The 18,291-nt window shown below is 72.4% G+C and carries 14 protein-coding genes; 12 read left to right on the forward strand and 2 right to left on the reverse strand.

The genetic code is table 11. The annotated features are described in order from the left end of the window. Position 1 precedes the first annotated feature (1 nt). The 8 genes from ACFV5H_RS05545 (at position 2) to ACFV5H_RS05580 (ending at position 8,560) form a co-directional block, all read left to right on the forward strand. Positions 2 to 931, forward strand: a complete 930-nt coding sequence (locus ACFV5H_RS05545; protein WP_385052314.1) for an ABC transporter permease — start codon at positions 2 to 4, stop codon at positions 929 to 931. Positions 932 to 945: 14 nt separating this feature from the next. Then, entirely contained in the window at positions 946 to 1,923 is a 978-nt protein-coding gene (locus ACFV5H_RS05550; protein WP_385193013.1) for an ABC transporter permease, read from the forward strand. Beyond that, positions 1,920 to 2,924, forward strand: a complete 1,005-nt coding sequence (locus ACFV5H_RS05555; protein WP_385052308.1) for an ABC transporter ATP-binding protein — start codon at positions 1,920 to 1,922, stop codon at positions 2,922 to 2,924. Before ACFV5H_RS05550 ends, ACFV5H_RS05555 begins: the two co-directional genes overlap by 4 nt. After that, positions 2,917 to 3,960, forward strand: coding sequence for an ABC transporter ATP-binding protein (locus tag ACFV5H_RS05560; RefSeq protein WP_385052305.1), 1,044 nt, complete (start codon positions 2,917 to 2,919; stop codon positions 3,958 to 3,960). The genes ACFV5H_RS05555 and ACFV5H_RS05560 overlap by 8 nt, the downstream gene beginning before the upstream one ends. Further along, positions 3,957 to 4,676 (forward strand): sulfite exporter TauE/SafE family protein, encoded by a 720-nt coding sequence (locus tag ACFV5H_RS05565; RefSeq protein WP_385052361.1) that lies wholly within the window; start codon positions 3,957 to 3,959, stop codon positions 4,674 to 4,676. Before ACFV5H_RS05560 ends, ACFV5H_RS05565 begins: the two co-directional genes overlap by 4 nt. 105 nt (positions 4,677 to 4,781) lie before the next feature. Further along, a complete protein-coding gene (locus tag ACFV5H_RS05570; protein WP_385052302.1) occupies positions 4,782 to 4,979 on the forward strand; it encodes a hypothetical protein in 198 nt (65 codons plus the stop codon). Positions 4,980 to 5,289: 310 nt separating this feature from the next. Next, a complete protein-coding gene (locus ACFV5H_RS05575; RefSeq protein WP_385052300.1) occupies positions 5,290 to 8,337 on the forward strand; it encodes an AAA family ATPase in 3,048 nt (1,015 codons plus the stop codon). A 34-nt stretch (positions 8,338 to 8,371) separates the two neighbouring features. Continuing rightward, positions 8,372 to 8,560, forward strand: a complete 189-nt coding sequence (locus tag ACFV5H_RS05580; RefSeq protein WP_385052299.1) for a DUF6191 domain-containing protein — start codon at positions 8,372 to 8,374, stop codon at positions 8,558 to 8,560. A gap of 7 nt (positions 8,561 to 8,567) precedes the next feature. On the opposite strand, the gene ACFV5H_RS05585 is transcribed toward ACFV5H_RS05580, so the two are convergent. After that, on the reverse strand, positions 8,568 to 9,734 hold the full coding sequence (locus ACFV5H_RS05585) for a PQQ-dependent sugar dehydrogenase (RefSeq protein ID WP_385193016.1): 1,167 nt from the start codon (positions 9,732 to 9,734) through the stop codon (positions 8,568 to 8,570). 110 nt (positions 9,735 to 9,844) lie between these two features. Beyond that, entirely contained in the window at positions 9,845 to 10,843 is a 999-nt protein-coding gene (locus ACFV5H_RS05590) for an aldo/keto reductase (protein ID WP_385193018.1), read from the reverse strand. A 296-nt stretch (positions 10,844 to 11,139) separates the two neighbouring features. Here ACFV5H_RS05590 and ACFV5H_RS05595 point away from each other — a divergent pair, with 296 nt between their 5' ends. The 4 genes from ACFV5H_RS05595 to ilvN all read left to right on the forward strand — a co-directional run bounded on the left by ACFV5H_RS05595 (position 11,140) and on the right by ilvN (position 18,225). Continuing rightward, positions 11,140 to 12,093: a 2-hydroxyacid dehydrogenase gene (locus ACFV5H_RS05595; RefSeq protein ID WP_385193020.1), complete on the forward strand. Its 954-nt coding sequence runs from the start codon at positions 11,140 to 11,142 to the stop codon at positions 12,091 to 12,093. 491 nt (positions 12,094 to 12,584) lie between these two features. Then, entirely contained in the window at positions 12,585 to 15,584 is a 3,000-nt protein-coding gene (locus tag ACFV5H_RS05600; protein ID WP_385193022.1) for a putative bifunctional diguanylate cyclase/phosphodiesterase, read from the forward strand. Between the two features lie 230 nt (positions 15,585 to 15,814). After that, a complete protein-coding gene (locus ACFV5H_RS05605) occupies positions 15,815 to 17,665 on the forward strand; it encodes an acetolactate synthase large subunit (RefSeq protein WP_385052284.1) in 1,851 nt (616 codons plus the stop codon). A 35-nt stretch (positions 17,666 to 17,700) separates the two neighbouring features. Further along, entirely contained in the window at positions 17,701 to 18,225 is a 525-nt protein-coding gene (gene ilvN, locus ACFV5H_RS05610; RefSeq protein WP_030866294.1) for an acetolactate synthase small subunit, read from the forward strand. Positions 18,226 to 18,291 lie beyond the last annotated feature (66 nt).

Consider the following 18,291-nt stretch of genomic DNA (forward strand, 5'->3'; position numbering starts at 1 on the left):
CATGGTCACCTTTCTGCGCAAACGCGTCCTCTCCAGCGCCGTCCCCCTGGTGTGCGTGGTGCTGGGCGTGTTCTTCCTGGCCCGGATGACCGGCAACCCGGTCGACCTCTACCTCCCGCTGAGCGCCACCGCCGAACAGCGCGCGGAGTTCTCCGCCGCTCAGGGCTTCGACCTCTCCGTCCCGGCCCAGCTCTGGAACTACCTCGTCGACGCCGCCCACCTGGACTTCGGCACCTCGCTGCGGACCGGGCAGTCCGCCACCGAGATGGTCTTCGACGCCTTCCCCGTCACCCTCCAGCTCGCCGGCGTCACCATGCTCCTCGCGATCACCGGGGCGGTGCTGATCGGCAGCCTGGCCGCCTACCGGCCCAACTCCCTGGTCGACCGGATCGCCAGCCTGCTGTCGATGACGGCCGCCAGCATCCCCGACTTCTGGTTCGCCGTCATGGGCGTCCTCGTCTTCGGCGTCAGCCTCGACCTGCTGCCCACCTCCGGCACCCTCGGCGGGCCCGAGATCTGGGTGCTGCCCGTCGCGACCCTGCTGATCCGCCCGTTCGGCGTGCTCGTCCAGGTGGTGCGCGGCAGCATGGTCTCCGCGCTCTCCGCGCCCTACGTCAAGATCGCCCGCGCCAAGGGCGCCGCACCCCGCCGGGTGATCTTCGGCCACGCCCTGCGCAACGCGGTGACGCCGGTGCTGACCGTCGCCGGCGACCTGACGGTGGGTCTGGTCAACGGCGCCGTCATCGTGGAGACGATCTTCGGCTGGCCCGGCATCGGCAAACTCATGATCGACTCCATCCTCCAGCGCGACTTCGCGGTCCTCCAGGCGGCCGTCCTGATGACAGCGGTGACGATCTTCGCGCTGAACATCCTCGTCGACGTCTGCCACGCGCTGACCGACCCCCGAGTACGTCAGGCGGTGCCGGCGTGAGCGAAGGAAGCATCATGACCACAGCGGAGACCGCCACCGCGGACGGGCGCGAGGACGCCCCGGAGTCCGCCCCCGTCCGGAAGAGCCCGCCGCGCTGGTGGCGGCTGCTCGGCCGGGACCGGGCCGCCGCCGTCGGAGCCGTCGTCCTGAGCCTGGTCGTCCTGGTCGCCCTCTTCGGCCGGCTGTTCATCGGCGACCACGCACAGCGCCAGGACCTGGACGCCTCCCTGCGGGCGCCCTCCCTGAGCGACGGCTTCTACGGACTGCTCGGCACCGACGTCCTCGGGCGCAGTGTGCTGGCCCGGCTGATCGACGCGGCGGCCACGACCCTGTCCGTGGCCGTCCCCGCGGTGCTCTGCTCCCTGGTGATCGGATCGGCGGTCGGCCTGTGGGCCGGCTACCACGGGGGCCGCCGGGAGAGCGTGGCGATGCGCGTCGCCGACGTCATCCTCAGCTTCCCCTCGCTGCTCATCGCGGTCGTCGTGCTGTACGTCTTCTCGCCCTCCGCGATGAACATCGTGCTGATCCTCGCCGTGGCCCGCATCCCGGTCTACCTGCGCACCTCCCGCGCGGAGGCGGCCGAGCTGCGCAGCCGCCTGTTCGTCGACGCGGCCCGCACCTTCGGCACCCCCAGCCGGAACATCATCTACCGGCACATCCTCCCGATCGCCCTGCCGACCCTGCTGACGGTCGCCACCCTCGACTTCTGCTTCGTGATGCTCACCGAGTCCTCGCTGAGCTTCCTGGGCATCGGCATCCAGCCCCCGGACGTCAGCTGGGGCCTGATGGTCGCCCAGGGCCGGCAGTACCTCCAGACCGCCTGGTGGATCACCGTGCTGCCCGGACTGGCCATCGTGCTCACCACCGTGTCCGCCACGGTGCTCGCCGCCTGGGCCCGCATCGCCACCGACCCCGCCCAGCGCTGGCGTCTGACGCTGCCCCGCAAGCGCCGCGGAGCCTCCGCCGCCGTACCCCCGGAGATGATCCCGTGACGACCACATCCGCCTCGTCCGACACCGGCCCGGCCCTCGACGTCGAAGGGCTGTGCGTGGACCTGAGCACGGCCTCCGGGACGGTGCGCGCCGTGGACGGCGTCAGCTTCAGCGTCCGCCGCGGCCGCACCCTGGCCCTCCTCGGCGAGTCCGGCTGCGGCAAGTCGATGACCGCGCTGTCGGTCGTGGGACTGCTCGACCCCGCCGCTTCCGTGACCGGCGGCGCCGTACGGGTCAGGGGTGAGGACACCCTGCGCCTCAGCCCGGCCGAGCGCCGCAGACTGGCCGGTCCCGTCCTGTCGATCGTCTTCCAGGACGCCCTGACCGCCCTCAACCCGGTGCAGCCGGTGGGCCGGCAGATCGGCGAGCCGTTCCGCATCCACCGCGGACTCTCCCGGCGCGAGGCACAGGAGAAGGCGATCGAGCTGATGACCCGCGTCGGCATCCCCGAACCGAGGCAGCGGGCCAAGTCCTACCCGCACCAGTTCTCCGGCGGCATGCGCCAGCGGCTGCTGATCGCGATGGCCGTCGCCCTCGACCCCGACGTGCTCATCGCCGACGAGCCGACCACCGCCCTCGACGTCACCGTGCAGGCCCAGATCATGCGGCTGCTGCGGGACCTCCAGGACGAGCGGGACATGGCCGTCGTACTGATCACCCACGACCTCGCCGTGGTCGCCCAGCGCGCCGACGACGTCGTCGTGATGTACGCCGGCACGGTCGTGGAGCAGGGCACGGTGCGCGAGGTCTTCTCCGCGCCCCGCCACCCCTACACCCGCGGACTGCTCGACTCCGTCCCCGAGGACGCCGAGCGCGGACAGCCGCTGCCCGCCGTCCCCGGCAGCCCGCCCGAGCTGAGCGCGGTGCCGCCCGGCTGTGTCTTCCAGGACCGCTGCCCCCTGGTGCGGGAGCGCTGCGTACGGGAACGGCCGTCCCTGCGCGCCACCGGCGACGGACGTTCGGCCGCCTGTCACTTCTCCGAGGAGCTCGACCGTGACTGAGTCCCGCACCACCACCGAGACCACCGGGCCCCGGACCGGCGGACACCCGCCACTGCTGGAGGTCCGCGGTGTCACCAAGAGCTTCGGCAGCGGACGCCGCCGGCTGACCGCCCTGGACGGAGTGGACGTACGGCTCGGCCGGGGAGAGACCCTCGGGCTCGTCGGCGAGTCCGGCTGCGGCAAGTCCACCCTCGCGCGGGTGCTGCTCGGGCTGGAACGGCCCGACGCGGGCACGGTCCGCTACGACGGTGTCGACCCGTTCGCCCTGCGCGGCAAGGAGCTGCTGAACTGGCGGCGCCGCGTCCAGATGGTCTTCCAGGACCCCTTCGCCTCGCTCAACGCCCGTATGTCGGCCGCAGATCTGATCGGCGAGCCCTGGCGCACCCACCGGGACGTCGTCCCCGACGCCAGGGCCCGCGAGAAGCGGATCCGCGAACTGCTGTCCCTGGTCGGACTGCGGGAGAGCGACGCCCACCGCTACCCCAACGAGTTCTCCGGCGGACAGCGCCAGCGCATCGGCATCGCCCGCGCGCTCGCCCTGGACCCCGACCTCATCGTGTGCGACGAACCGGTCTCCGCCCTGGACCTGTCGGTGCAGGCCCAGGTCCTCAACGTGCTCTCCGAACTCCAGTCCCGGCTCGGCGTCGCGTACGTGTTCATCTCCCACGACCTGTCCGTGGTGCGGTACATCTCCGACCGGGTGACGGTGATGTACCTGGGCAAGGTCATCGAACACGGGGAGACCGAGGACGTCTTCGACCGCCCCCGGCACCCCTACACCGCCGCGCTGATGTCGGCCGCACCGGTCCTGGACGCCTCCCGCGCCGCCCACGACCAGGAGATCCAGCTCAAGGGCGAGATCCCCTCGCCCTTCGACATCCCCTCCGGCTGCCGCTTCCGCACCCGGTGTTGGCGCGCCGAGGACAAGTGCGCCACCGAGGTGCCCCCGCTCGTCGTCCGCGAGTCCGGAGGCGACGGTGACGACCACACCGCCCTGTGCCACTTCCCCCTGGAGGCGCGGCCCGCGTGGGCATGACCGGCGCGGAGTTCGCCCTGCTCTCCCTCACGGTGGGCGTCGGCGCGGTGCTCCAGGTGTCCGTCGGCTTCGGCCTGGGCATGATTGCCGCGCCGGTGTTCGCCGTGGTCGACCCCACCCTGGCGCCTCCGGTGGTGCTGCTGCTGGCCGCCGGGGTGACGGCGGCGGTGCTGGTGCGGGAGCGGGGCTCGGCGGATCTGCGCGGCTGCGGCTGGGCCCTCGTCGGACGGGTCCCGGGAGCGGCCGCGGGCGCGCTGCTCGTGGTGGCGCTGCCGGCGAGGTACCTCGCGCTGCTCATTGCCGGGGTGGTCCTCACCGGCGTCGCGGTGAGCGCGGCGGGGTACGTGCCCCGGGCGCGGCGCTCCTCGGTGTTCCTGGCCGGGATGGCGTCGGGGCTGATGGGCACGGCGACCTCCATCGGGGGCCCGCCGATGGCGATGGTGTGGCAGCGGCTGAGCGGGCCGCGGCTGCGGGCCACGATGAGCGCGTTCTTCCTGGCCGGCTCGCTGATGAGCCTGGTCGCACTGGGTGCGGCGGGGGCGGTGGGCGCGCACACGTTCCAGCGCACGGTGCTGCTCGCGCCGGCGGCGGTCGCCGGCGTGCTGCTCGCCGGTCCGCTGACCCGGCGGCTGAACGCGCGCCACACACGGACGGCCGCCATGGCGCTCGCGGTCGCCGGTGCGGCGGGGCTGGTGGTGCAGCAACTGAGGGCTTAGGCGGCCTAAGTACCTTCTAAGGCCCCGCGCCGGCCGGAAGATACGGAACCCTCCCGATGTGGCGGATCCGCCTTGGAGACGAAGGTGGAGGCATCGCAGAAAGCGATGACCGACACCGACTCCTCCGGGGGACACACCATGTTCGAGTACGCACTCCACCGGCTCCACCACGACGACCTCGTCCGCCAGGGGGAGGAGCACCGCCTGGCCCGGGAAGCCACCCGCCTCCGCCGCACCGCCGCCCCCCGGAACACCGAGGCGGAAAGCCATACCCGCCGCCACTGGTTCACCCGAGCCGCGTAACCGCGGGGCGGCGACCGCACGGGGGTCGGCCGCCGCCCCGCAGTTCCCGCTCTCCGCGGCCGGTCGTGCCGTTGACCCCGTCGTTCCCGCGGGCAGTCGTGCCTTCCCCAGTGCCTTAAAGGCCTGGGAGGTACCCCCAGGGCGGCACGGGTGGGCTGGGGGCACCCCTCTGGGGGAGGCACCCCGCAAGCGCCGGGCAGCGCGAACACCCCCCGCCCAGCCCCACACCGGGCACCGCACAAGCGCCGGTCCGCAGGACCACTCCCACCCCACAACAAAAACCGGTGACCCGTCGCCGGAAGGGCATGCAATGCTCAGAACCGTGGAGACCAAGTCCGTCAGTCCCGTGTTCGTGGGCCGCAGCACCGAGCTCGACACACTGAACACCGCCCTCACCCGCGCCACCACCGAACCCCAGGCCCTCCTCATCGCAGGCGAGGCCGGCGTAGGGAAGACCCGCCTCGTCGAGGAGTTCGCCACCGCGGCCCGCCGTCGCGGCGCGATCGTCGCCCTCGGCGGCTGCGTGGAGATCGGCGCCGACGGACTCCCCTTCGCCCCCTTCTCCACCGCCCTGCGCCAACTCCGCCGCGAACTGCCCGACCAGCTCGCCGCCGCCGCCTCCGGCCAGGAGGAGGAACTCGCCCGCCTGCTCCCCGAGATCGGCACCGCCGCCCGCGAGGCCCGCCGCGACGAACAGGGCATGGCCCGCCTCTTCGAGCTCACCGCCCGCCTGCTGGAGCGCGTCGCCGCCGACCACACCGTCGTCCTCGCCCTGGAAGACCTGCACTGGGCCGACGCCTCCACCCGCCACCTGCTCGCCTACCTGCTCCGCACCCTGCGCACCGGCCGCCTCGTCGTCCTCGCCACCTACCGCTCCGACGACATCCACCGCCGCCACCCCCTGCGCCCCCTCCTCGCCGAACTCGACCGGCTCCGCACGGTCCAGCGCGTAGAACTCGGCCGCCTCAGCCGCGAGGAGGTCGGCCGGCAGATAGCCGGCATCATCGCCCGCGAACCCGACCCCGACCGCGTCGACGACATCTTCGAACGCTCCGATGGCAACGCCTTCTTCGTCGAGGAACTCGCCGTCGCCTCCGACGAGGGCTGCTGCACCGGCCTCACCGACTCCCTGCGCGACCTGCTCCTCGTCAGGGTCGAGGGCCTGCCGGAGAGCGCCCAGCGGGTCGCCCGGATCGTCGCCGAGGGCGGCTCCACCGTCGAGGACCGGCTGCTGGCCGCCGTCGCCCGGCTCACCGAGGACGACCTCATCGAGGCCCTGCGGGCCGGCGTCAACGCCAGCATCCTCACCCCCGCACCCGACCGCGACGGCTACCGCTTCCGCCACTCCCTGGTCCGCGAGGCGGTCAGCGACGACCTGCTGCCCGGTGAACGCTCCCGTCTCAACCGCCGCTACGCCGAGGCCCTGGAGGCCGACCCCACCCTGGTCCCCGCCGACGAGCGGGTGACCCGTCTGGCCAGCTACTGGTACCACGCCCACGACGCGGCCAAGGCCCTGCCCGCCGTCCTCGACGCCTCCGTGGAAGCCCGCCGGCGCCACGCCTACTCCGAGCAACTGGGCCTGCTGGACCGGGCGATGGAGCTGTGGGACGCCGTCCCCGACACCGTACGGGCCACCCTGCGCCCCCTCGACTACGCCGAGGTCTACCCTCCTTGCGGCTGCGACCCCGAGACGACGCCGCTGCGCTACCTCGACCTGATGGCCGAAGCCGCCGTCGCCGGACGCCTCTGCGGGGAACGCGAACGCTCGATGAAGATCACCAAGCGGGCGCTGCGCCTCCTCGACGAGGACCCGGACCCCCTGCGCGCCGCCTGGTTCTGGGTGCAGCGCTCCCGGCTCACCCAGGCCCTCGCCCGCGGCGACGGCTGGGCCGAACTCGGCACCGCCCAGGACCTGGTGCGCGGACTGCCCCCGTCCGAGGTGCACGCCGAGGTCCTCGCCTCCGCCGCCAGCTGGTCCATGCTGCACGACCCCGGCCCGGACGCCATGGCCGCCGCCGAGCGCGCCGTCGAGTACGCCCGCATGGTCGGTGCCCGCGACATCGAGCTCAACGCCCGGCTCACCTTCGGCGGCCTCATGGTCGACGCCGGTGGCATCGACACCGGACTCGCCGAGATGTACGAGGTCAAGGACCGGGCGACCGAACTGGGCATGGACATGGTGGTGGCCCGCGCCCATGTGAACCTCCCGTCCGTCCTCGAAGGCGTCGGCCGCTCCGAGGAGGCCGCCGGACTCCTCCACGAAGGCGTCCACCTCACCCGCAGGCTCGGACTGCTGGACTCCGAGGGCTGGGTGTGGGGCAACCTCGCCGAGTCCCTCCACACCCTCGGCCGCTGGGACGAGGCGGCCCGCGCCGCGGCCAACGCCCAGCGTCTCGAACAGAGCGCCAAGCCCCGCGCCGGGGGCTCGATGCGCCTGGCGTACCTCGCGTACGACCGCGGGGACATCGCCGAGGCCGCCCGCCGGCTCGCCGACGCCCGCACCTTCTTCGGCACCCATGACCCGATGCCGCAGTACGCCCTTCCCATGAAGTGGGTCGCCATCGGCATCGCCGCCGCCGAGGACCGCCTCCCTGACGCCCGCGCCGAGTTGCTGGCCGCCCTCGACGCCGGCCTCCCGCCCGGCACCCAGCGCTACGGCTGGCCCCTGCTGCTCGCCGCCACCACCGCGGAGGCCGACGCCCACGGCGCCCCGGCGACCGAGCCCGGCCGCCCGGAGATCCTGGACCGGATCCGCGCGGCGGCCAGGACCCTGACGACCGGCGTGCCCGTATGGCAGGCGTACGACCTGTGGCTGCGCGCCGAGCTGCTGCGCGCCGAGGGCAGGACCGCGCCGGACGCGTGGTCCGCGGCCGTCGCGGCGGTCGAGCCACTGGAGCGGCCCTACGACCTCGCACGCGTCCGGTTCCGGCTCGCCGAGGCGCTGCTCGCCACCGGCGCGGGCGACGACGAGCGCGCCCGCGCCACGGAACTGCTGCGGCTGGTGACCGCCGTCGCCGACCACCTCGGCGCCGCACCGCTGGCCCGGTCCGCCACGCTGCTGGCGCAACGCGCCCGCCTCGCACTGCCCTCCGCCACCCGCGAGCCGGCCCCCGCCGCCCCGGCCGACGCGCTCGGCCTCACCAGCCGCGAGCACGACGTCCTGCGCCTGGTGGCCGCCGGCCACACCAACCGCCGTATCGCCGAGGCGCTCTTCATCTCCCCGAAGACGGCCAGCGTCCACGTCTCCAACATCCTCGCCAAGCTGGGCGTCTCCGGACGGGGGGAGGCAGCGGCGGTGGCGCACCGGCTCGGTCTGTTCACGGCGGAGACGGGCGAACGGCTGGCGGCGGGACAATAGGTGTGCGACCCATTCGTCCCTGGGGAGGGGAGCGATGTTCAACGCCTTCGAGGAACTGTTTGCCCCTGGCCGTAAACACACCCGCGACGAGCAGAACCGTCTGGAGCTGACCCGGGAGGACGTCGGCGACGCCGACCCCGGACGCGGGCCGATAGACCTCGCGTCCGGAAAGGTCACCGTGCGCCCGCCGGCCGTCCCGGAGGAGGAACCCGACGAGACGTGAGCGCCGGCTAGCTCACCTCCAGCTCCAGGATCCGGTCGTCGTCCTCCTTCGGGTTGCCGCGGCCGTCCGTGTTGCTGGTGATCAGCCACAGCTTGTTGCCGCCCGCCGCCGTCACCGTGCGCAGCCGGCCGTACTCGTCCTCCAGGAAGGCCTCCGGGTCCGCCGATGCCTCCGTGCCCTTCAGGGGTATGCGCCACAGCCGCTCGCCGCCCAGGCCGGCCATCCAGACCGAGCCCTCGGCGTAGGCGATACCACTGGGGGAGGCCTCGTCCGTGGTCCACTGGTCGACCGGGTCGTGGAAGCCGCCGTCGTCCGACTCGCCCTCCGCCTCCGGCCAGCCGTAGTTGTCACCGGGTTCGATCGCGTTCAGCTCGTCCCAGGTGTCCTGGCCGAACTCCGAGGCGAACAGCCGCTGTTTGGCGTCCCAGGCCAGCCCCTGCACATTGCGGTGGCCGTACGAGTACACCGCGGAGTCGGGGAACGGATTGCCCGGGGCCGGCTCGCCCTCCGGGGTCAGCCGCAGGATCTTGCCGCCCAGGGACTCCTTGTCCTGGGACAGACCCGTGTCACCGCTCTCGCCCGTGCCCGCGTACAGCATCTTGTCCGGGCCGAAGGCGATCCGGCCGCCGTTGTGGATCTCGCCCTTGGGGATGCCCCGGAAGACCGTGTCCGGCGCTCCCAGCTGCTCACCGGCCGGCTTCTTCTCGTCGTAGATCATGCGGACGATGCGGTTGTCGGAGGCCGAGGTGAAGTACGCGTAGATCATGCGGTCCGAGGCGTACTCGGGGGAGAGGGCGATGCCGAGCAGGCCGCCCTCGTTGGACGACGACACCCCGGGCACCTCGCCCAGCTCGGTCTTCTCGCCGGTCCTCCCGTCGACCCGGGTGATCGTCGCCTCGTCCCGGGAGGAGACCAGCAGGTCGCCGTCGGCCAGCGGGGCCAGGCCCCAGGGAGTGCTCAGGCCCGTGGTCACCGTGCGGACCACCTTCACCGAGCCCTTCGCGGGCGGCGTCTCCTCCGCGCTCCCCTCCGGCGACGACGACCTCGTCGCCGTACCGCTCGGGGAGGCGCCGGCGTCCGAGCCGCCCGGCGGTCCCCCGTCGTCGGAGGAGCAGCCGGCGGTCAGCAGGAGCGCGGCGGCGGCCAGTACGGCCGTCACGGCTCGTCGTTGCACGATCTCGTCCCTTCGACGCGGCGGGTCCTACCTGTCATACACCGCTCGCGCCTCCGAAGTTCCCGATCGCGGAACCCCGAACCGCGAGATCGCCGCCGCCGGCCCGTCGCTCAGTCCCACGACCCCTGCGCCGCGGGCAGTTCCGCGATCTCCGCGAGGTCGCGTTCCGACAGGCGCAGATCCGCCGCGGCCGCGTTCTCCACGACCCACCGCTCCCGCTTGGTGCCGGGGACCGGGATCACCTGGCGGCCCCGGCCCAGCACCCAGGCCAGCGCCACCTGCGCCGGGGTGACGTGCTCGCCGTGCCGGCGGGCGACGCGGCGCAGACCGGCCACGATCGGCTGGTTCGCGGCCATCATCTCGGCCGTGAAGCGGGGGTGCCGGGCGCGCAGGTCGTCCGCCTCGAAGCCCACGCCGGGCGTCAGCGTCCCGGTCAGGAAGCCGTTGCCCAGCGGCATCGCCGCCAGGAGGCCGATCCCCCGCGACGCGCACCACGGCAGCAGTGTCCGCAGCGCCTCCGGCGACCACACCGACAGCTCCGCCTCCACCGCGCTCACCGGAAAGACCTGCTGCACCCGCTCCAGTTGCCGGATCGTCGCGTCGTGCAGCCGCGCCCCCGGCCGCCGCGCCGAGCGCGCCCCCACCGCGCACAGCCCCAACGCCCGTACCTTTCCCGCCTGTACGAGCTCCGCCATCGCACCCCAGGTCTCCTCGACCGGGACCTCCGGGTCGGCGCGGTGCAGCTGGTAGAGGTCGATGACATCGGTCTGGAGCCGGCGCAGCGACGCGTCGCAGGCCCTTCTCACGTAGCCGGGGCGGCCGTTGGCCACGATGTGCTGATCACCCACCAGCAGCCCGACCTTCGTGGACACGAAGGCGTCGGAGCGCCGCTCCTTCAGCACCCGCCCGAGCAGCAGCTCGTTGGTGAACGGACCGTACATGTCGGCGGTGTCGAGGAGCGTCGAGCCCGCGTCCAGCGCCCGGTGCACCGCCCTGAGCGACTCCTCGCCGCGCTGCCGGGACGTGCTGTAGCCCCAGCTCATCGGCATGCACCCGAGTCCGACGGCCCCCACCGCGAGCGCCCCCGCGCCGATCGTCCTGCGCTCCACCTGGTCGTGACCCTCCCTCTCCGGCCCTCCAACCTAACCTCTGCGCTCCCGCACTCCTGAATGAGGGCCTGTCCGGCGGATCGTGCCGGGGACGCGGGGTCCGGCACGCACTCCCACCACTGCCTGAAGGGCGTGGGCGGTGCCCCCGGCGGCGTTGTCGTCGGCTGTCAGGGCTCCGCCCTGACGCGTCCCCTCCGCCTTGCCGCCGCACGCACCGGGTCCCGCTCCCCAGGGCTTGCAAGGCGACCTCGATCCCCTTCGACCCGATCCGCCGGACAGGCCCTACCCTCCGAACCATGAACGCTGCTGACGTATGGCTTCCCATTCCGCCGGACGAGATCGAGGGCCTTCCCGAGGGGCCGCACTACCGTTTCTGGGACGGGGGCGAGGAGTTCCCCGCCGACCCGGCCGACTGCGTCTTCTACGTCGTGCCCTACATGAAGCCCGCCGGGGTCGGTGTGCGGCCGATGCCCCTGATGCGCTCCGTCCGCGTCGTGCAGACCCTGTCGGCCGGCACCGATCACGTGGAGCCCGGTCTGAAGCACCTGCCCGCCGGTGTACGGCTGTGCAACGCGCGCGGTGTGCACGAGGCCAGCACCGCCGAGCTCACGCTCGCGCTGATCCTGGCCTCCCTGCGGGGCATCCCCGATTTCGTGCGGGCACAGGACAAGGGGGAGTGGCGCGGCGGGTTCCGGCCCGCGCTCGCCGACAAGAACGTGCTCATTGTCGGGTACGGCTCGATCGGCGCGGCCATCGAGGACCGGCTCGTTCCGTTCGAGCTCGCGCGGGTGGTGCGCGTCGCGCGCTCCGCACGCACCACGGAGCGCGGGCCGGTGCACCCGCTCACCGAACTGCCCGCCCTGCTCCCGGAGGCGGACGTCGTCGTCCTCTCCACGCCGCTGACCGAGACCACCCGGCACCTCGTGGACGCCGGATTCCTGGCCCGGATGAGGGACGGCGCCCTGCTGGTGAACGTGGCCCGCGGCGGCGTCGTCGACACCAAGGCGCTGCTCACCGAGGTGGAGAGCGGCCGCATCACCGCGGCCCTCGACGTCACCGACCCCGAACCGCTGCCCTCGGAGCATCCCCTGTGGCGGGCACCGGGCGTCCTCATCACCCCGCACGTCGGCGGACCCACCTCCGCCTTCCGGCCGCGGGCCGAGCGGTTGCTGGTCAATCAGTTGCGCCGTCACCTGAACCGGGAGGAGCCCGGGAACGTGGTCCTGGTGACGGGAGCGGGAGACCTGTAGTCCACTTCGAGTACCGTCCGCGTTTCTCCGGGCGCGGTGGGTACTCATATACCAGTTGATCGTTACGGAGCGTAGAGAAGCTATGTCCCTGAGTGACGATACTGGTGTATCGTCCCGACAGGGGCCGCGCTGCTGACCATCGGCGCGGGGGCAGGACACTGTGGACAGTGAGGGGGGCGACGGGCGATGCACGGCCTATGGACGAGCGATCCGACGCGGCGGAGCCGTCGACGACGACCGTGGCGCACGGCCACGCGCCGCCGCGGCCGCCACATCCGGTACGGTGGCCCTCATGACGGTCCCGGCCGCCACCCTCACCGGCACGACAGTCGCGGAAGGCATGCCCACCCGATGCGCCGGGGACGGAGGGGGTGCCGTTCGGATCTTGCCGGGGGCGCGGGGCCCGGCCACGAGACACTGTTTCCCGGGATCGGCCCGGTCCGGACGACACCTTCCGGGGACCCGGGAGCGGAGCGGACCGGGAGGTACCGGTGAGCGCGCCCACCCCCACCTCCACGCTCGACGGAGCGCCGCGGCGGCAGCCCGCGCCGTCGGCCGGTGCGACGGCCGCCGGCGCACCGGCCGGCGGCCGTAGGCCCGGCCCGGCCGCCCAACTCGTTCTCGCCCTGGTCTGCGCGGCCTACGCCGTCGGCGCCGCGTTCGGCTGGGGCTCGGAACAACTCGCGCTGATCATGGGCGACTTCGGACTGAGCGCCGCGGCCGGTGCCGCCGCCGTGTCCTGTTTCGTCTACGCCCGCAGCCCCCGCACCCGGTTCCGGCCCGCCTGGCTGATGTTCGGCCTCTCCTCGACCATGGCCTCCCTGGGCAACCTGGTCTGGGGGTGGTACGAGGTCGTCCTCGGGCTTCCCGTGCCCAGCCCCAGCTACGCCGACCTGTTCTTCCTGTGCTTCGCGCCGCCCGCCATCGTGGGACTGCTGGTGCTCGCCAAACGGCCCGCGAACAAGGCCGGCTGGGTCTGTCTCGCCCTGGACGCCTGGCTGATCGGCGGTTCCCTGCTCACCCTCGCGTGGAGCCTCGCGCTCGCCCAGGCCGCGCGGGCCGAGGGGCCGGGCGTCGCGCACACCGCGCTGTCACTGGCGTACCCGCTGCTCGACATCGCCCTGGTCAGCATGGTGCTCGCGCTGCACTTCCGGCGCTCGGCGGTCAACCGGTCCGCGGTCAACACCGCGATCGGCGCGCTCGCGCTGACCGTGATGTGCGACGCCCTGTTCACCTCCCCGCTGCTGCACGCCGACTACCGCTCCGGACAACTGCTCGACGCGGGCTGGTTCGCCGGCTCGCTGCTCCTGGCGTACGCCCCCTGGACCGCGCCCCGCGGAGGACGGCCCGAGCGGGAAGGGCACACGCGCGTGGTCCGCGAGCACCTGCCCGGACGGTACGGCGCACCGGACCACCATCACGGTCCGCCGCCCGGCGAGCACACCCGGTATCCGCTCTCCCGGCCCATCACCGGCTCCCTCGCCGCGCTCACGCCGTACCTCGCCGCGGCCGTATGCACCCTGGGGATCCTCTACAACGTCCTCAACGGCCGCAGCGTCGACCGCGTCGTGCTGCTCACCGGGGGCACGGTGGTGCTCGCGCTCGTCGTGCGCCAGGGCATCATGCTGCTCGACAACATCACCCTCACCCAGGAACTGGCGCAGAAGGAGAACCACTTCCGCTCCCTGGTGCAGGGCTCCAGCGACGTCATCATGATCGCCGCCCCCAGCGGCATCCTCCGCTACGTCTCCCCGGCCGCCGCCGGGGTCTACGGCAGGCCCGCGGAGGAGCTGGAGGGGACCGAACTGGCCGGTCTCATCCACCCGGAGGACCTGGGCTGTGTCGTGCACGAGGTACGCCGCTTCCTCGCCGCCGACCCGGTCGAGGAACCCACCACCCGCATCGAGTGCCGCTTCCGCTCCGGCGGTGGGGGAGGCTGGCTGAACGTCGAGTCGACCGTCAACCGGCACCACGGCGGCCTGATCTTCAACAGCCGTGACGTTACCGAACGGGTGCGGCTCCAGGCGCAGCTCCAGCACAACGCGGAGCACGACCCGCTCACCGACCTGCCCAACCGCGCCCTGTTCACCCGGCGCGTCCAGCAGGCCCTGTCCGGCCGCCGCGCCTCGGACCGCGGGGCCGCCCTCAGGGGCACGGCGGTGCTCTTCATCGACCTCGACGGCTTCAAGGGCGTCAACGACACCATCGGGCACCAGGCCGGGGACGAGCTCCTCGTCCAGGCCGCCCGCAGACTCCAGGACGCGGTCCGCAAGGGCGACACCGCCTCCCGGCTGGGCGGCGACGAGTTCGCGGCCCTGATCGTCGGCGACGGCGTCCGCGACCGGGACGCCCGCGAGCGGCACATCGTCGAACTCGCCGACCGGCTGAGAGCGACCCTCTCCCAGCCCTACGCCATCGACGGCAACGATGTCCGGGTCAACGCCTCCATCGGCGTGGCCTTCGCCGAACCCGGCCTCGGCGCGGGCGAACTGCTGCGCAACGCCGACCTCGCCATGTACCGGGCCAAGGCCGCCGGCAAGGGCCGGGTGGAGCTGTACAAGCCGCAGATGCAGCAGGACGTGGTGCGCAGGGCGGAGCTGGCCACCCGGCTGCGCGCGGCGCTGCACCACGGCGAGTTCGCCCTGCTGCACCAGCCGGTGGTGTGCCTGGCGGACGGCCGGATCACCTCGGTCTGCGCCCAGGCGCGCTGGCGCTCCTCCCAGGGGGCGCTGTTCACCCCCGCGGAGTTCCTGCGCGCGGCCGAGGACAGCGAGAAGACCGCCGAGCTGGGCCGCTGGGTGCTGGAGGAGGCCGTCGAACAGGCCGCCGAACGGCACGCGACCGGTCTGCCCGTCCCGGTGGCCGTCCGGCTGAGCGCGCACCGGCTCCTCGACCGGTCACTGCCCCTGGGCTCGGTCGAGGCCCTGCTGACCCGGCACGGGCTGCCGTCCGGCTCCCTGGTCGTCGAGCTGGCCGACACCGACCCCAGGGTGTCGCTCGACGAGCTGGAGCGCCGGCTGACCGTGCTCAAGCGGCTCGGTGTCCGGATCGCGCTCGACGGCTTCGGCAGCGGGCCCGCGGCGATCACGGCCCTCAGGCGGCTCCCCGTCGACGTACTGAAGCTCGACCGGGGCCTGGTCGACGGCGTGGTGGAGTCCGCCCGGCTGCACAAGATCACCAGTGGGCTGCTGCGGATCGCCTCCGACCTCGGGATGCAGTCCGTGGCCGTCGGCGTGGACCTGCCCGAGCAGGTCGCGGCCCTGCGCGCGATGGGCTGCACGCACGGGCAGGGCAAGGCCTTCTCCGGGCCGCTGGACGAGTACCGGCTGCGCAGGGCGCTGGCCGCCGGGCACTACCCGGTGCCGCCCGGACCGGCCGAACCCGTGTTCGTCGGCGGGGGCTCCGGGGTGTACTCCACCGGAGCGACCGCCGTACTCCAGGCCGGTACGGCACTGCGCTCACATAATGAGACTCCCGTCCCACCCACTTGACACTGGGTGCACGCCGGGTGGAGGGTCAGTGCCATGCGCACCCGAATTCTCGTACTTGGAAAGCGCGTCGGCTGACGCTGAGCCTCCACCGCTCAGCGACCACCACCCGGCGCGCTCCCCTCGCTTGCCTTACGGCACGAGGGGTTTTTTGTTGCACAGGCACCCGCCGAGCAGCACGCGTAACCCGTACAAACTTCGCAAAAACCCTCAGCATCGAGAAGAGAATGCCGATGACCGAGCAGGCCACCGGGGCCCATCACCCGCAGCCCCGGCCCCGATCCGGAGGACAGTCCGCCCCCGTCGAGCACGTCACGGGCGCACAGTCCCTCATTCGCTCTCTCGAGGAGGTCGGCGCCGACACGGTATTCGGCATTCCCGGGGGCACCATCCTGCCGGCGTACGACCCCCTGATGGACTCCACGCGGGTGCGCCACGTGCTGGTCCGCCACGAGCAGGGCGCCGGCCACGCGGCCACCGGTTACGCCCAGGCCACCGGCAAGGTCGGGGTCTGCATGGCGACGTCCGGTCCGGGCGCCACCAACCTGGTCACCCCGATCGCGGACGCGCACATGGACTCCGTGCCGCTGGTCGCGATCACCGGACAGGTGGTGTCCAAGGCGATCGGCACGGACGCCTTCCAGGAGGCGGACATCGTCGGCATCACCATGCCGATCACCAAGCACAGCTTCCTGGTCACCAAGGCGGAGGACATCCCCCGGGCGATCGCGCAGGCGTTCCACATCGCCTCCACCGGCCGTCCGGGACCGGTCCTGGTCGACATCCCCAAGGACATCCTCCAGGCGAAGACCACCTTCTCCTGGCCGCCCACCATGGACCTGCCCGGCTACCGGCCCGTCACCAAGCCGCACGCCAAGCAGATCCGCGAGGCCGCCAAGCTGATCACCGCCGCGAAGCGGCCGGTCCTCTACGTCGGCGGCGGTGTCCTCAAGGCCCGTGCCACCGCCGAGCTGAAGGTCCTCGCCGAACTCACCGGAGCTCCCGTCACCACCACCCTGATGGGACTCGGCGCGTTCCCCGACAGCCACGAGCTGCACGTGGGGATGCCGGGCATGCACGGTTCGGTCACCGCCGTCACCGCGCTGCAGAAGGCCGACCTGATCGTCGCCCTCGGAGCCCGCTTCGACGACCGCGTCACCGGCAAGCTGGACAGCTTCGCCCCGTACGCCAAGATCGTCCACGCCGACATCGACCCGGCCGAGATCGGCAAGAACCGCGCCGCCGACGTGCCGATCGTCGGTGACGCCCGCGAGGTCCTCGCCGACCTCGTCCAGGCCGTCCAGAAGGAGCACGCCGAGGGCAGCCGCGGCGACTACACCGCCTGGTGGAACGACCTGAACCGCTGGCGCGAGACCTACCCGCTCGGCTACGACCTGCCCGAGGACGGCTCGCTCTCCCCGCAGCAGGTCATCGAGCGCATCGGACAGCTGGCGCCCGAAGGCACGATCTTCACGGCAGGCGTCGGCCAGCACCAGATGTGGGCGGCGCACTTCATCCAGTACGACAAGCCCGCCACCTGGCTGAACTCCGGCGGCGCCGGAACCATGGGCTACTCGGTGCCGGCCGCCATGGGGGCCAAGGCCGGCGCCCCCGACCGCGCCGTCTGGGCGATCGACGGCGACGGCTGCTTCCAGATGACCAACCAGGAGCTCACCACCTGCGCCCTGAACAACATCCCGATCAAGGTCGCCATCATCAACAACGGCGCCCTCGGGATGGTCCGCCAGTGGCAGACCCTCTTCTACAACCAGCGGTACTCCAACACGGTGCTGCACTCCGGCCCCGGAGCCGACACCGCCGAGAAGAGCGCCGGCACCCGGGTCCCCGACTTCGTGAAGCTGTCGGAGGCCATGGGCTGCCACGCGATCCGCTGCGAGGACCCGGCCGACCTCGACAAGGTCATCGAGGAGGCGAACTCGATCAACGACCGTCCGGTCGTCGTGGACTTCATCGTCCACGAGGACGCGATGGTGTGGCCGATGGTCGCCGCCGGCACCTCCAACGACGAGATCATGGCCGCCCGGGACGTCCGCCCCGACTTCGGCGACAACGAAGACGACTGAGAGCCGTCAGGACTTTCAAGCAGAGGAAGCAGATCATGTCCAAGCACACGCTCTCCGTCCTGGTGGAGAACACCCCGGGCATCCTGGCCCGGATCGCCGCCCTGTTCTCCCGCCGCGGCTTCAACATCGACTCGCTCGCCGTCGGCGTCACCGAGCACGCCGACATCTCCCGCATCACCATCGTGGTGAGCGTCGAGGAGTTCCCGCTGGAGCAGGTCACCAAGCAGCTCAACAAGCTCGTCAACGTGTTGAAGATCGTCGAGCTCGAACCCGGGCAGGCCGTTCAGCGCGAACTCGTTCTGGTGAAGGTGCGCGCCGACAACGAGACGCGCTCCCAGATCGTCGAGATCGTCCAGCTGTTCCGCGCCAAGACCGTGGACGTCTCCCCGGAGGCCGTGACCATCGAGGCCACCGGCAGCAGCGACAAGCTGTCCGCCATGCTCAAGATGCTGGAGCCGTTCGGTATCAAGGAGCTCGTCCAGTCCGGCACGATCGCGATCGGACGCGGTGGCCGTTCCATCACGGACCGGTCGCTGCGGGCCCTGGACCGGTCGGCGTAGGACCCGTGAGCGGGCGGCCGGGACACGACCGGCCGCCCGTATACCGAGACCGAGAGACTTCCCTTC

The sequence above is a fragment of the Streptomyces sp. NPDC059787 genome (genome assembly GCF_042732315.1).
GTDB lineage: Bacteria > Actinomycetota > Actinomycetes > Streptomycetales > Streptomycetaceae > Streptomyces > Streptomyces atrovirens.